Below are 13,384 nucleotides of genomic sequence, written 5' to 3' on the forward strand. Positions count from 1 at the left end.
TCCTCCTGCCTTGAATTCGACGGTTCCCTCACGCTTTCGCGTCTGTTGTGAATGTTCGAAGTGGTGAGAAGGTTCCGGCCGGTGCCGCACCGGCCGGTTTGGTCGCGGTGTTATTCGGGCATTGCCCAGGCACGATAGCAATCAGTATTCGCCCTGTTGTCCTGGCCTTTTGCCAGGCGCGCCAACTCCTCCGGAGACCTGCCTCCGGCCAGTTGCAGCTTTACTTGCTCGACAAAGCAGGAAACGGGCAGGTCGGAGCCGCTTTTCGCTCTCAGCGCCTCGGCAAGCCGCAGCAGGAACTCCGGTGCATCGTTTTTTTGGGTTGGCTGCTGAACGCCAGGCGATGCCGGTGATCCAGTCTGTATCGTCATGACAATCCTCCTCCGATTGTTACGCACGTACATTTCCAAATTTAGTATCCGAACTGCTGTATTGAAAGCCTCTCACGGCCTTTTTTATCGACTATTCCTCCAGCGTCACGGCCAGCGAACCATGGGGGGCAGGGACGAGAGAATGGACTCGACATTTCCCCCTGTTTTCAGGCCGAAGATCGTCCCACGATCGTAGAGGAGGTTGAACTCAACATAGCGCCCACGGCGAATCAATTGTTCGTCACGATCCTGCTCTGTCCACTGTTTATTGAAGTTGGCGCGGACAATCCGTGGATAAACCATGGCAAATGCCCGTCCGACGTCACGAGTGAAGGCGAAATCGGCATCCCAGCCACCAGCCTCGTCACCTGAGTGGAGCCAGTCGTAGAAGATGCCGCCGATGCCGCGGTGCTCGTTGCGGTGCTTGAGGAAAAAATAGTCATCGCACCATTGCTTGAAGGCAGCATAGTCGGCGATGTCAGCGTGACTGCGGCAGGCGATTTCCATCGCCTTGTGGAACAGCCGGCTGTCCTCGTCTTCCTGTGTCCGGCGTCGGTCGAGAACCGGCGTTAGGTCGGCGCCGCCGCCGAACCAGCGGCTGGAGGTGACGACCATGCGCGTGTTCATGTGCACGGCCGGAACATGCGGGTTGACGGGATGCGCGATGAGCGAGATGCCGGAGGCCCAGAAGCGCGGGTCGTCCTTGGCCCCAGGCATCTGGGCACGGAGATCGGGCGCGAACTCGCCGTAGACGGTCGAGGTGTGGACGCCGACCTTCTCGAACACCCGGCCTTCCATCATCGACATGCAACCGCCGCCACCGGCGCCGTTTTCCCGCTGCCATTCCTTGGCGACGAAACGTCCCGGTTGCCGGTCAGAGAGCTGGCCGGTGGTCAGCTCGTCCTCCAGGGCTTCGAAAGAGGCACAAATCGTGTCGCGAAGCCCTTCAAACCAACTCCGGGCAGCCGTCTTCTTTTCCTCAATGTCCTCAGGCAGCCCGATCGGGAGTTCCGGTCTTTCCATCTACGTCGTCTCCGGTGAGCAGCGTCATCCGGCGCGACTCGTCATCTTGTCATTATCGACCCCTGATAGCAGGTGCACCGGGCTCTCGCCAGCGGCGGGCGCAGCCTGAGGCTATCTCAGATTCGACTCGCAAAATGCGACTTTCGATACTACCTTTTGCGTTAGAGGTAGGTTTTATGACAAAAATCCCAGGACCTCCGTCCTTTGACGGCTTGAAGCGAAGGATTGCCACGCACCGGGCAGAGGGCACGCCGCGCAAGAACGATCGTTTCGTTCGGCAGACCTATTGCCTCGCTCTGCTCGACGCCCGCGCCAAGGCGCGCGAGTGGTTCGACGAGTACCCGAAGGCTGCGTACTGGACCGAGGTTGAGAGCTGGCGCCAGCTCGACGGCGACCAGATCGAGTTTACGATGCGGCGATTGCCTTCCGCCGACTGACCGCTATTCGGCGGGTTTGCGCAACCGGCTTTCTATCAAGAGCCCACTTTCATCCAGAATAGGATGTGCCACCGAGACGATGTGAGCGTTGATGCGCTTCAGGTCGCGCAGCATGTCGAGGTGCAGGGAGCTTGTCTGCAGGCTGTCGGCGCGGCCGTCGCGCAGGCGCTCGAGATGTCGTTCGGACGACTGCTTCTCCATCCTCCGGACCTCGACCTTCACTTCCATGAGCTGCCTTGCCAGGTTGAAGTCGCGGGTGACGAGGATCGTCTGGGCGATGCGAAGGTTGTCGATCGTCAGGTGGAACAGCTTCGTCAGTTCCGCGTAGCCGTCGTCGGAGAATTTGAGGCCGAGCGACACCTTCTTGGTAACCTGCGGCAGCAGTCCCTTCTCGATGATGTCGCCTATGTGCTCTAGGTTGATCGCATAGTCGATCACGACGATCGAGCGACGGCCGTCCTCTTCGCTGAGGCCCTCGCGTCCGAGCTTGGAAAGATAGATCTTCACGTCCTGCTGGAGCCTGTCGACGCGCTTTTCCAGTGAAGGGATTTCCTTGAGTTTTGCGAGCTCGTTTCTCTCGAAGGCATCGGACGTGCGCAACAGCATCCGCTCGATCATGTCGCCGACGCCAAGCACCTCGCGGGTGGCGCTGGCCAGTGCCACCACAGGCGTCGAAAGCTCCTGCGGGTCGAGGTATTTCGGTCCATCGTCGGCGTGTGCGTCCTCGGGCACGAGGTTCAGCATCAGCTGTGACAGTGTTCGCGAAAACGGCCAGGCAAGGGCGGCAAGGATGAGATTGAAGCCGAGATGTGCGTCGACCGGCAGCTTGGCCGGGGAAAGCGGAAGCATTTCCAGTAGGTCGGCGCCGTAGCCTGCGAGCGGAAGCGCGACCAGACAGCCGATGGCCCGGACGATCAGGTTTCCAAGCGTGACACGTTTGGCCGAGGCCGGACCGGAGAGCGAGGCGATGACAGGCGGGATGGCGCCGCCGAGATTGGCGCCGAGGACAAGCACGATGACCAGTCCGGCCGACAGGATGCCCGTCGAGGCGAGCGACAGGATGAGCACCACAGCGGCGAGGCTGGACGACGAAATGAAGGCGATGCCGGCTGCAAACGCAAGTGCCACCGGCCAGGCGCCATCGAGCAGGCCGAGGAAGGCCGCGAGCGCCGGCGACTGGCGCATCGGCTCGGTCGCGCTGCTGAGGAGATGCAGCGACAACAGCATCAATCCGATGCCGATCAGCGCCGTGCCGCCGCCCTGGCGGCCGGTCGAACCGCTGCGGTAGAGTACGATCCCGGTCAGGATGACCAGCGGCGACAGCCATTCGATCCCGGTGGCGACGATCCAGGCGGTGACGGCGGTTCCGACGTTGGCTCCGAGGAGCACGATCTGAGCCATGCGAGGTTTGACCAGCTCGCGCTCGACAAAAGACGACACCATCAGCGCCGTTGCGGTCGAACTTTGCAACGCAACGGTGGCGACGAAGCCTGACAGAAAAGAGCGAAGGCCGCTACGTGTGCCCGATGCAAGGCCGGTTCTAAGCCTCGCGCCGAAGGCTCTCGACACGCCGTCCTTAACCTGAGCCAGGCCGAACAGCAGCAGAGCCACCGCACCGAACAGGTTGATCATGACGATTGTTGATTCCATGCGGCCTTGTCTTTTTCTATCTCTTGGCGTCTTGCGGCGACGCGTAATATCGAATCTCTCTTGACGTCAAATCATTGAAATCGTGGTGATCAGCTGGATTTTTTGATTGCTCGGCTAATAACTATACGCCGGTCTCGCGATTTCACAACGCCGTTCGCGACATATTCTGGGACGGAACCGGCATTTGTATGGAAGCGGCGCGAGATCAAGCCCACACGGTCTGTCGCATGGCCTCTCCCGTTATCATCGCCGCGGAGACGGCGAGGTTGATCGACCGCTGCCCTTCCACCATCGGAACGAGAATGCGGGCATCGGCCGTGTCGTGAACATGGTCGGGAACACCGGCGCTTTCGCGCCCGAAAAGCAGGATATCGTCGGGTCGGAATGCGAAGTCGGTATAGCGCCCGGACGCCTTGGTGGAGGCGAGAACAAGCCTGCGCCCGGCGGTCTGCCGCCACGCTTCGAAATGCTCCCAATTGACATGACGGGTGAGGGCGGCGGCGGCGATGTAATCCATGCCGGCGCGCTTGAGGTTGCGGTCCGAAATGTCAAAGCCTGCCGGCTCTATGATGTCGACGGCGCAACCCAGACAGGCGGCAAGACGCAGGATCGTTCCGGTGTTGCCCGGAATATCCGGTTGATAGAGTGCTACTCTGAGATCTGTCATGCTCAATCTCGCTTGGTCTGCCTTGGCCGAAAACTCGTATTGCAACTGTGATTTTGGCGCAACATGGTCATTTTTGAACCGAAAACGGCGAATTTTCGGCATTCAAGGGCTGGAATTTCAGACAATTTCGCGTTATCGGTGTGCATCTTCAATCGTCAACAGGGAGCGCCAAGATGGAAATATTTCGACGCATGTGCCTCCCGTCCGCGGATCCGCGACTGGCGACCTGGCACTCCTAGTGCCTTTTCTTTGTTGATTTCCCATTTCTGATTCCTTGCGCGGCTGTTGTGGCCTCGTCCCTTGAACGTCCGGTTCCCATATGAGCTTCAGCGCATCTTTTGCGCGGGGCAGGAGCCGGAACGCTGAAGTTTCGGAGCACTTTCATGTTTGCCTGGTTTGAACAGCGACTTAATCCCTTTCCGAGCGAGGACCCGACGGTTCCTCCGAGGGGACTCTATGCCTTCTGCTGGCACTACACCAAGCCGGCGGCACCCTGGCTCGGCATGATGGCCGTGCTGACCATGCTGATCGCGATCGGCGAAGTGGCGCTCTTCCAGTTCCTCGGCAATGTCGTCGACTGGCTGACCCACGCGGATCCGGCAACCTTCCTTGAAAACGAAGGCCACAGGCTTTTCTGGATGGGTGCGCTGATCCTGATCGGCCTGCCGCTGGCGGCCGTGCTGGACTCGATCATCATGCACCAGGTGCTCCTCGGCAACTATCCGATGATGGCGCGCTGGCAGATGCACCGCTTTCTGATGCGTCACAGCATGACGTTCTTTGCCAACGAGTTTGCCGGACGCGTCGCGACGAAGGTGATGCAGACGTCGCTTGCGGTGCGCGAGACCGTCATGAAGATCCTCGACGTCTTCGTCTACGTCGTCACCTACTTCCTGACGATGATCATCGTCATCGCGGCGGCCGACTGGCGGCTGATGATCCCGATCCTTGCCTGGCTCGGCATCTATGTCGGCATCGTCTCCTACTTCGTGCCGCGGCTTCGCAAGATTGCCGCCACGCAGGCGGATGCTCGCTCGATGATGACCGGGCGCGTCGTCGACAGCTACACCAACATCGCGACGGTGAAGCTGTTTTCGCACGCGGGCAGGGAAGAAACCTATGCCAGGGAAGGCATGAACGAGTTCCTGCAGACCGTGCATCAGCAGATGCGCAAGGTCACGATGTTCCACGCGGCCGTCTATATCAACAACTGCGTGGCGCTGTTCGTGATCTCCGGCCTGTCGATCTGGTTCTGGCTGAACGGCGGCATCTCGGTCGGCGCCATCGCGATCGCGATCGGCCTGGCGATGCGCGTCAACGGCATGTCGCAGTGGATCATGTGGGAAGTCTCGGCGCTCTTCGAGAACATCGGCACTGTCTATGACGGCATGGAGATGATGGCGAAGGACCACGACATCGTCGACCGACCCGGTGCGCCGCAGCTTGCCGCCAAGAAGGGGGCAATCCACTACGATCGTATCGGCTTCCACTACGGCAAGGCCAAGGGCATCATCGACAACCTTTCGCTCGACATCCAGGCGGGCGAAAAGGTGGGTCTCGTCGGTCGCTCCGGTGCCGGCAAGACGACGCTGATGAACCTGCTCCTGCGCTTCTACGATCTGGAGAACGGGCGCATCACCATCGACGGTCAGGACATTTCGCATGTGTCGCAGGAAAGTCTGCGCGAGCTGATCGGCGTGGTGACGCAGGATACTTCGCTGCTGCATCGCTCGATCCGCGACAACATCGCCTACGGCCGTCCGGATGCGACGGATGCCGAAGTGATCGAAGCCGCGAAGCGGGCGAATGCCTGGGACTTTGTCGAAGGCCTGGTCGACCTGCAGGGGCGCAAGGCTTTGGACGCACAGGTGGGCGAACGCGGCGTCAAGCTATCCGGCGGCCAGCGTCAGCGTATTGCGATTGCACGCGTTTTCTTGAAGGATGCACCGATCCTGGTGCTGGACGAAGCGACCTCGGCGCTCGATTCCGAAGTCGAGGCGGCGATCCAGGAGAACCTGTTTGCGCTGATGGAAGGCAAGACGGTGATCGCGATTGCTCACCGCCTGTCGACGCTGACCGAGATGGACCGACTGATCGTGCTCGACAAGGGGCGGATCATCGAGACGGGCTCGCATTCCGATCTCGTCCGGCAGGGCGGCATTTACGCCGACCTGTGGAACCGGCAATCGGGCGGCTTCCTGGCCGAGCATTCGGAAGATGCCGAAGAAGCAGCCGAATAGGCACGAAACGCCGTAAACGCAAAACGCCCTCCCTGGGATATCGGGAGGGCGTTTACTTGATGGGCCGGCTCAATCAGTGCCGATCGGCCGAAAGGCTATCTGCCCAGTCGATGATGCGGTGACCTTCGACCGCCATGCTGTTGGCGAATGCGAGGGCGCGCAACGCCATGAGGCGCCGCTCTTCTTCGCGGTCGATCCACGCGGCAATGGCGTCGGCAATGACGTCATCATAGGGAAGTTCAAGCTGTTCGATAATCGCGTCAAGCCTCTCCGCCAACGGCAGCGGAATACTCGACACGAGCGTCCTTGTTTGCATTGCGGCCGTCTCCCATGAAAAACTATGGTACTCCGAGATTGTGGCGAGTTCTGCTTCATTCAACGGCGATGCCGCTGATGTTACCGATTGTTACGAAAATATGAGGCTTTTCCGGCGGGCCCATTCCTTTCCCGTTCCGGCATATAAGCCTATATCGCAAATATGCTCCTGAATCGAATCTTTAGTGCCTTCGAAAACTGGATCGATCCCTTCCGACCGCGCGACAATATTCAGCCGCCGCGTTCGACGCGCGGATTTATCTCCTTCTATATTGGCCAGGCAAAGGCGCCGTTCATCGCCATGCTGGTGCTTGGCGGCATGTCCGCGGCGATCGAAGCGGCGCTCTTCTGGTTCGTCGGGCGCGTCGTGGATATTCTGGCGACTATTTCGCCCGCCGATGGGTGGAGCGGTCTTCTGGCGGCCCACGGTACCGAACTTGCCGTCATGCTCATTCTGATCGGCATCGTCCGGTTCGTCATTGCGCTGCTGATTGCGCTTGTCGATCAGCAGGTTATCACGCCGGGCTTCTACAATCTGGCGCGCTGGCAATCCTATCTGCACGTCTCCAGGCAGTCGTTGTCCTTCTTTCAGAGCGATTTTTCCGGGCGCATCGTGACCAAGGTGTGGTCGGCGGGCCAGGCGACCGGCGATCTGGTGACCTCGCTCATGGAGAGCGTGTGGTTCGTCGGGATCTATGCGGCCACCACGCTTTTCCTGGTCGCGCGGCTCGATCTTTCGCTGGCAATCGTCGTTCTGTGCTGGCTGTGCGCCTTCGGGTTTCTTGCGCGGTATTTCGTGCCGCGCATCCGCTTTCATTCCCGCGAAACGGCGGAAGCCGCCTCGATGCTGAATGGCCGCATGGTCGATGCCTACAGCAACATCCAGACGCTGAAACTGTTTGCAAGAGACGAGGAAACCGACCGATACATGCGGCGGGGCTTCGATTTCTATCAGGAAACCGTCCTTCGCTTCACGCGCTTCATCACGGGCGTGCGCGCTTCCATGGCGCTTCTCTCCGGCGTGATGATCGTGATGATGGCCGGGCTCAGCGTGCATCTGTGGCTGCAGGGCCTCGTCACTTCCGGCGCCGTGGCCTTCTCGCTGGCACTGGTGCTGCGGCTGAATTTTCTTCTCGGACGGCTGATGACACAGTTCAACGGCATCATGCGCAACCTCGGCACGATCCAGAACGCGGCCGAACTCATCTCACAGCCGCTGGGGCTGGTCGACCGACTCAATGCGTCGGATCTCGTCGTCGGCCGGCCGGGCATTCGCTTCGAGAATGTTTCGTTCCACTACGGCCGCACCAACGGCGTGATCGACGATTTTTCGCTGACCATCCACCCCGGCGAGAAGGTCGGTATCGTCGGCCGTTCCGGGGCGGGGAAGTCGACGCTCGTAAACCTCCTTCTGCGCCTCTACGATCTCGAGGGCGGGCGCATTCTCGTTGACGGTCAGGATATTGCCGCCGTCAAGCAGGAAACGCTGCGCATGCAGATCGGCGTTGTCAGCCAGGACACGTCGCTGCTTCACCGCTCCGTGCGCGACAACATTCTGTTCGGGCGCCCCGACGCGGGCGAGGGAAGGCTCCTCGAGGCTGCTCGTCGTGCCGAGGCGCTCGACTTCATCGAACGGCTTCAGGATCAGCAGGGGCGACGAGGTTTCGACGCCCATGTCGGCGAACGCGGCGTCAAACTCTCCGGAGGGCAGCGCCAGCGTATCGCCATTGCCCGCGTCATGCTGAAGGACGCGCCGATCCTTGTGCTCGACGAAGCGACTTCGGCGCTGGATTCCGAAGTCGAGGAGGCCATCCAGTCAAACCTCAACCGGATCATGGACGGAAAAACTGTCCTTGCGATCGCACACCGGCTTTCAACGATTGCTTCTCTCGATCGCCTGATCGTCGTGGACGAAGGAAAGATCATCGAGGATGGCACGCACGAGGCGCTGCTTCAACAAGGCGGCCTCTATGCGGAGCTCTGGGCGCGGCAGTCAGGCGGGTTTCTCGCCGTCGACTACGACGAGGCAACCCCTCGGTCAGCGGTCGATGGCAATCTCGGCCACGAGGCCAAAGTGGTTTGAGCCCATGCTGTCGTCCATCCGCTCGACCGAGGTCAACCGAAGGGGTGGGCGGGCGAGCACATGATCGATGGCAATGCCGAGGCGACCGGCCGTGATCGGCCAGGTGGCCGGTTCAGGGAAAACGGTCTTGAGGCCCGCTGTGCTGACGAAACGCTGAATGTGCGGATCGATGATCGCCGAATTGAAATCCCCGGCGAGAACGAACGGCCCCTCGATCGTGGCGACCGCGTCGCGCAAGTCAAGGAGTTCCTCCACCTGGAAATCGTCGAAATAGGGCTTGGCCAGGTGAACCGAGACGAAGGTAATTCTGGCGCCGTCGAAATCGATCACGGACCTGACAAGGCGGTTCGGCCAGAGGTCGCCGATGCTGCTGATTGACGTCTCGATGAATGGCCGCTTTGAGAGTACGAGCGTATCGCACCCGTCCGTACCGACGCCGCAGCCGATGCGATAGGGATATGTTCGTGTCATGCGTGGAATTTGAAGGCGCACCGGCTGCGCCTCGAGGATGTTGACGACGTCGGCGCCGGACGCGATCACGGCGTCGGCAATATGCGCTCCATTCTCAAAGTTGAAGTTCTCGATATTGAAGGATATCAGCCGGAATGGCTCCTGCGAGGCGGCAGTCGCGGGATCTGCTTGGAAGGCTTTCAGCATGACAATGCCGTGCCCGAGCAAGAATACGGCGCCGGCGAGCAGGACATAGGCAAACCAATGGCGTTTTAGCAGCAACAGCAGGAGTGCTCCCAGCAGCGCCACCAGCGCAAAATGGACCTGAAAGCTGTAGACGAAGGCAAGGAGCCACGTGTGCGTCACGTATCGAAGCGATATCGCCGCGAGCAGCAGCGACACGAGGACACTCCCCACACAGAACAAAGTGTCTTTCATCGCCGGGTGCCGAGAGTGGAATAACAATATGCCGGCGACCTAGCATGTGCCAGGATTTGGTGCAATGCAACAATGTTGCAAGCATGTGATTGTCTTAAAAAATCAACTCAAAATTCCCGCGACATTGTGCCCACATGCCCTTGCCAAGGCTGGACATAATTTGCGATGAGGCTTAGAACGCGCCGGATTGGTGGGGAATCTATGTTCGAACCGTGTCACGACAGATTCTTCGCCTTGAGGGGATGGGCGGAGTTCCGCGAAAATTGCGCAGAGGATTGTAAGCCGTGAGCGAACACGAAACGACAGGCGGGGTCTCGAGCGAGCCCACTCGCCGTGATTTCCTTTATCTCACCACAGGGATGGCGGGCGCGGTGGGCGCCGTTGCGGTCGCATGGCCGTTTATCGATCAGATGCGCCCCGATGCTTCGACACTGGCTTTGGCTTCCATCGAAGTTGACGTGTCCAGCCTCGAGCCCGGCATGTCGCTGACGGCGAAGTGGCGCGGCAAGCCGATCTTCATCCGCAACCGCACCGACGAGGAAGTGAAGGAAGCCGATGCCGTCGCGCTTGCCGACCTCAAGGATCCTGTTGCCCGCAACGCAAACCTTCCTGCTGATGCTCCGGCCACCGCCGTCGATCGCTCGGCAGGCAAGGATAAGGCGAACTGGATCGTCATGATCGGTTCGTGCACACATCTCGGCTGCGTGCCGCTCGGCCAGGCCGGCGAATACAATGGTTGGTTCTGTCCCTGCCATGGCTCGGTCTACGATACGGCCGGCCGCATCCGCAAAGGTCCAGCGCCGCAGAATCTGGCGATACCGACCTTTTCGTTCGTTTCCGATAAAGTAATCAAGATCGGTTGAGGGGGACTGATTTATGAGTGGCCATTCCAGCTACGAGCCATCAACCGGCCTTGAGAAGTGGATCGATGCACGCCTGCCGTTGCCTCGTCTCGTCTATGACAGCTTCGTTGCATATCCGGTTCCGCGTAACCTGAACTATGCCTATACTTTCGGCGCGATGCTGTCGGTCATGCTGATCGTTCAGATGCTGACCGGCATCGTGCTTGCCATGCACTACGCCGCCGAAACGACGGTTGCGTTCAACTCCGTCGAAAAGATCATGCGCGACGTCAATCACGGTTGGCTGCTGCGCTACATGCATGCCAACGGCGCATCGTTCTTCTTCATCGCGGTTTACCTGCACATCGCCCGCGGTCTTTACTACGGCTCCTACAAGGCGCCGCGCGAAATTCTCTGGATCCTCGGCGTTCTCATCTATCTCCTGATGATGGCGACCGGCTTTATGGGTTATGTTCTGCCCTGGGGTCAGATGTCCTTCTGGGGCGCGACCGTCATCACCGGCTTCTTCTCGGCGTTCCCGCTGGTCGGCGAATGGGTTCAGCAGTTCCTGCTCGGCGGCTTTGCGGTCGACAATCCGACGCTGAACCGCTTCTTTTCGCTGCACTACCTGCTGCCTTTCGTCATTGCCGGCGTTGTCGTCCTGCACGTCTGGGCACTGCACGTCACCGGCCAGACGAACCCGACCGGCGTCGAGGTCAAGACCAAGACGGACACGGTCCGTTTCACGCCTTACGCAACCCTGAAGGATGCGCTCGGCGTTTCGATCTTCCTGCTCGTCTACGCCTACTTCGTCTTCTACCTGCCGAACTTCCTCGGTCACGCCGACAACTACATCCCGGCAGACCCGTTGAAGACGCCTGCCCACATCGTTCCGGAGTGGTACTTCCTGCCGTTCTACGCAATGCTGCGCTCGATCACCTTCAACGTCGGCCCGATCGACTCGAAGCTTGCCGGCGTGCTTGTGATGTTCGGTGCGATCATCGTCCTGTTCTTTGTGCCGTGGCTCGACACCTCCAAGGTCCGCTCCGCGGTCTACCGTCCGTGGTACAAGCTGGCCTACTGGCTGTTCGTGATCAACGCGATCATCCTCGGCTGGCTCGGCTCACAGCCGGCGGAAGGCCTCTACACCACGATCTCGCAGATCTGTACGCTCCTTTACTTCGCCTTCTTCCTGGTCGTCATGCCGGTTCTTGGTCTCGTCGAGACGCCGCGCCGTGTGCCGAATTCGATCACGGAAGCCGTGCTTGAAAAGCGCAACAAGACTGCCGCGGCTGCAACGGCCAAGGCATAAGCGGGCGACGAGAGGGAATAAAAACATGAAAAAGCTTGTTGCAAGCATTCTGTCGCTCGCAATCGCCGCCGGTCTCGGCACTGCAGCTTTCGCCGAAGAGGCCACGCCTGCGGAACATCACGAAGCCGCGACGCCGCACTACCCGCTGAAGGAACCGAGGGAGGTCGATTGGACCTTTGCCGGCCCGTTCGGCAACTTCGACAAGGGCCAGCTGCAGCGCGGTTTGAAGGTCTACACGGAAGTCTGTGCTGCCTGTCACTCCATGAAACTTGTGCCGTTCCGCACGCTGGGCGACCTTGGCTACTCGGACGCGCAGGTAAAGGCTTTCGCTGCAAACTACGAAGTACAGGACGGTCCGAACGCCAGCGGGGACATGTATACCCGCAAGGCGGTTCCTTCCGACTACTTCCCCTCGCCCTTCGCCAACGCCGAAGCGGCCGCTGCCTCCAACAACGGCGCAGCACCGCCCGACTTCTCGCTGATCGCCAAGGCACGCGAAGTCGAGCGCGGATTCCCGCGCTTCGTCTTCGATATCTTCACGCAGTACCAGGAAGGTGGGCCGGACTACATCTACTCGCTGCTGACTGGCTACGAAGAGCCGCCCGCTGGCTTCCAGTTGCCGCAGGGTGGGCATTACAACCCCTATTTCCATGCCGCCGCAGTCTTGGCGATGCCGAAGCCGCTCTCGGACGGCCAGGTGACTTATGACGACGGCTCGCCGGCGACGGTCGACCAGTACGCCAAGGACGTTTCCGCGTTCCTGATGTGGGCAGCGGAACCGCATCTGGTTGCGCGCAAGCATACCGGCTTCATGGTCATGGTCTTCCTGCTGATCTTTTCGGGCCTGATCTACCTGACGAAGCGGTCGGTCTACGCGAACAAGGAACACTGAGAGCATTGCTCCTGTGTCACGAAAGGCGGCCCGGTGGCCGCCTTTTTTGTTGGTTCCGTCGAGCGCAATTGATAGGGTGCGCCGACCTCATAATCCCTGCACATATGGATCTTGCATGAACGATACGACCTCGGAGCTTGCTGCCAGCATCCGCTCCATTCCGGACTATCCCAAGCCCGGTATCATCTTTCGCGACATCACGACGCTCCTCGGCAATCCACGTGCTTTCCGGCGGGCGATCGACGAACTCGTTCAGCCCTATGCCGGCCTGAAGATTGACAAGATCGCGGGTATGGAAGCGCGCGGTTTCATTCTCGGCGGGGCGGTGGCGCATCAGTTGTCCGCCGGATTTGTGCCGATCCGCAAGAAGGGCAAGCTGCCGCATGACATCGTGCGGATCGCCTACAGCCTGGAATATGGCGTCGACGAGATGGAGATGCACCGCGATGCCGTGCAGCCGGGAGAGAAGGTGATCCTGGTTGACGATCTGATCGCCACCGGCGGTACGGCTGTCGGTGCGACGCAGCTTCTTCGTCAGATCGGCGCGGAAGTCGTGTCGGCGTGCTTCGTCATCGATCTTCCCGACCTCGGCGGACGCGCGAAGCTCGAGGCGCTTGGCGTCGAAGTTCGCACGCTTGTCGAATTTTCGGGCCATTGAGTCCCG

At 60.1% G+C, this 13,384-nt stretch carries 13 protein-coding genes; 7 read left to right on the forward strand and 6 right to left on the reverse strand.

Annotated features, from left to right (window positions below; translation table 11 throughout):
- Positions 1-110: 110 nt before the first annotated feature.
- Both AC1D2R_RS09925 and hemF read right to left on the reverse strand, forming a co-directional pair.
- Positions 111-371, reverse strand: coding sequence for a hypothetical protein (locus AC1D2R_RS09925; RefSeq protein WP_477967108.1), 261 nt, complete (start codon positions 369-371; stop codon positions 111-113).
- A 105-nt stretch (positions 372-476) separates the two neighbouring features.
- On the reverse strand, positions 477-1,394 hold the full coding sequence (gene hemF, locus AC1D2R_RS09930) for an oxygen-dependent coproporphyrinogen oxidase (protein WP_477967109.1): 918 nt from the start codon (positions 1,392-1,394) through the stop codon (positions 477-479).
- A 176-nt stretch (positions 1,395-1,570) separates the two neighbouring features.
- Here hemF and AC1D2R_RS09935 point away from each other — a divergent pair, with 176 nt between their 5' ends.
- The gene (locus AC1D2R_RS09935) at positions 1,571-1,831 is read left to right on the forward strand and encodes a hypothetical protein (protein WP_037058665.1); all 261 of its coding nucleotides are present in this window, start codon (positions 1,571-1,573) and stop codon (positions 1,829-1,831) included.
- Between the two features lie 3 nt (positions 1,832-1,834).
- On the opposite strand, the gene AC1D2R_RS09940 is transcribed toward AC1D2R_RS09935, so the two are convergent.
- Both AC1D2R_RS09940 and AC1D2R_RS09945 read right to left on the reverse strand, forming a co-directional pair.
- Positions 1,835-3,481, reverse strand: a complete 1,647-nt coding sequence (locus tag AC1D2R_RS09940; protein WP_477967110.1) for a Na/Pi cotransporter family protein — start codon at positions 3,479-3,481, stop codon at positions 1,835-1,837.
- A 205-nt stretch (positions 3,482-3,686) separates the two neighbouring features.
- Entirely contained in the window at positions 3,687-4,148 is a 462-nt protein-coding gene (locus AC1D2R_RS09945; RefSeq protein ID WP_477967111.1) for a tRNA (cytidine(34)-2'-O)-methyltransferase, read from the reverse strand.
- A 383-nt stretch (positions 4,149-4,531) separates the two neighbouring features.
- Between AC1D2R_RS09945 and AC1D2R_RS09950 the strand changes: the two genes are divergently transcribed.
- A complete protein-coding gene (locus AC1D2R_RS09950) occupies positions 4,532-6,388 on the forward strand; it encodes an ABC transporter ATP-binding protein (protein ID WP_477967112.1) in 1,857 nt (618 codons plus the stop codon).
- Between the two features lie 73 nt (positions 6,389-6,461).
- Here AC1D2R_RS09950 and AC1D2R_RS09955 read toward each other — a convergent pair whose 3' ends face one another.
- Positions 6,462-6,704 carry a hypothetical protein gene (locus AC1D2R_RS09955; protein ID WP_477967113.1) on the reverse strand — a complete coding sequence of 81 codons (243 nt, stop codon included), beginning with the start codon at positions 6,702-6,704 and terminating at the stop codon, positions 6,462-6,464.
- Between the two features lie 162 nt (positions 6,705-6,866).
- Between AC1D2R_RS09955 and AC1D2R_RS09960 the strand changes: the two genes are divergently transcribed.
- Positions 6,867-8,786, forward strand: coding sequence for an ABC transporter ATP-binding protein (locus AC1D2R_RS09960; RefSeq protein WP_477967114.1), 1,920 nt, complete (start codon positions 6,867-6,869; stop codon positions 8,784-8,786).
- On the opposite strand, the gene AC1D2R_RS09965 is transcribed toward AC1D2R_RS09960, so the two are convergent.
- Complete coding sequence (locus tag AC1D2R_RS09965) at positions 8,742-9,674, reverse strand: endonuclease/exonuclease/phosphatase family protein (protein ID WP_477967115.1); 933 nt, start codon at positions 9,672-9,674, stop codon at positions 8,742-8,744. The genes AC1D2R_RS09960 and AC1D2R_RS09965 overlap by 45 nt on opposite strands.
- A 284-nt stretch (positions 9,675-9,958) precedes the next feature.
- On the opposite strand from AC1D2R_RS09965, the gene petA reads away from it, so the two are divergent.
- The 4 genes from petA to AC1D2R_RS09985 all read left to right on the forward strand — a co-directional run bounded on the left by petA (position 9,959) and on the right by AC1D2R_RS09985 (position 13,378).
- Positions 9,959-10,537 (forward strand): ubiquinol-cytochrome c reductase iron-sulfur subunit, encoded by a 579-nt coding sequence (gene petA, locus AC1D2R_RS09970; RefSeq protein WP_477967116.1) that lies wholly within the window; start codon positions 9,959-9,961, stop codon positions 10,535-10,537.
- Between the two features lie 13 nt (positions 10,538-10,550).
- On the forward strand, positions 10,551-11,828 hold the full coding sequence (locus tag AC1D2R_RS09975; protein ID WP_477967117.1) for a cytochrome b: 1,278 nt from the start codon (positions 10,551-10,553) through the stop codon (positions 11,826-11,828).
- 25 nt (positions 11,829-11,853) lie between these two features.
- Complete coding sequence (locus AC1D2R_RS09980) at positions 11,854-12,720, forward strand: cytochrome c1 (protein WP_477967118.1); 867 nt, start codon at positions 11,854-11,856, stop codon at positions 12,718-12,720.
- 115 nt (positions 12,721-12,835) lie between these two features.
- Positions 12,836-13,378: an adenine phosphoribosyltransferase gene (locus tag AC1D2R_RS09985; protein WP_477967119.1), complete on the forward strand. Its 543-nt coding sequence runs from the start codon at positions 12,836-12,838 to the stop codon at positions 13,376-13,378.
- The last annotated feature ends 6 nt before the right edge of the window (positions 13,379-13,384 follow it).

The organism is Rhizobium sp. P1_C7 (assembly GCF_056406295.1).

What these genes read in the sequence shown, in the direction of transcription:
- AC1D2R_RS09925 (WP_477967108.1), bottom strand. Translation starts at nt 371, where the DNA reads ATGACGATACAGACTGGATCACCGGCATCGCCTGGCGTTCAGCAGCCA.
- hemF (WP_477967109.1), bottom strand. Translation starts at nt 1,394, where the DNA reads ATGGAAAGACCGGAACTCCCGATCGGGCTGCCTGAGGACATTGAGGAA.
- AC1D2R_RS09935 (WP_037058665.1), top strand. Translation starts at nt 1,571, where the DNA reads ATGACAAAAATCCCAGGACCTCCGTCCTTTGACGGCTTGAAGCGAAGG.
- AC1D2R_RS09940 (WP_477967110.1), bottom strand. Translation starts at nt 3,481, where the DNA reads ATGGAATCAACAATCGTCATGATCAACCTGTTCGGTGCGGTGGCTCTG.
- AC1D2R_RS09945 (WP_477967111.1), bottom strand. Translation starts at nt 4,148, where the DNA reads ATGACAGATCTCAGAGTAGCACTCTATCAACCGGATATTCCGGGCAAC.
- AC1D2R_RS09950 (WP_477967112.1), top strand. Translation starts at nt 4,532, where the DNA reads ATGTTTGCCTGGTTTGAACAGCGACTTAATCCCTTTCCGAGCGAGGAC.
- AC1D2R_RS09955 (WP_477967113.1), bottom strand. Translation starts at nt 6,704, where the DNA reads ATGCAAACAAGGACGCTCGTGTCGAGTATTCCGCTGCCGTTGGCGGAG.
- AC1D2R_RS09960 (WP_477967114.1), top strand. Translation starts at nt 6,867, where the DNA reads ATGCTCCTGAATCGAATCTTTAGTGCCTTCGAAAACTGGATCGATCCC.
- AC1D2R_RS09965 (WP_477967115.1), bottom strand. Translation starts at nt 9,674, where the DNA reads ATGAAAGACACTTTGTTCTGTGTGGGGAGTGTCCTCGTGTCGCTGCTG.
- AC1D2R_RS09975 (WP_477967117.1), top strand. Translation starts at nt 10,551, where the DNA reads ATGAGTGGCCATTCCAGCTACGAGCCATCAACCGGCCTTGAGAAGTGG.
- AC1D2R_RS09980 (WP_477967118.1), top strand. Translation starts at nt 11,854, where the DNA reads ATGAAAAAGCTTGTTGCAAGCATTCTGTCGCTCGCAATCGCCGCCGGT.
- AC1D2R_RS09985 (WP_477967119.1), top strand. Translation starts at nt 12,836, where the DNA reads ATGAACGATACGACCTCGGAGCTTGCTGCCAGCATCCGCTCCATTCCG.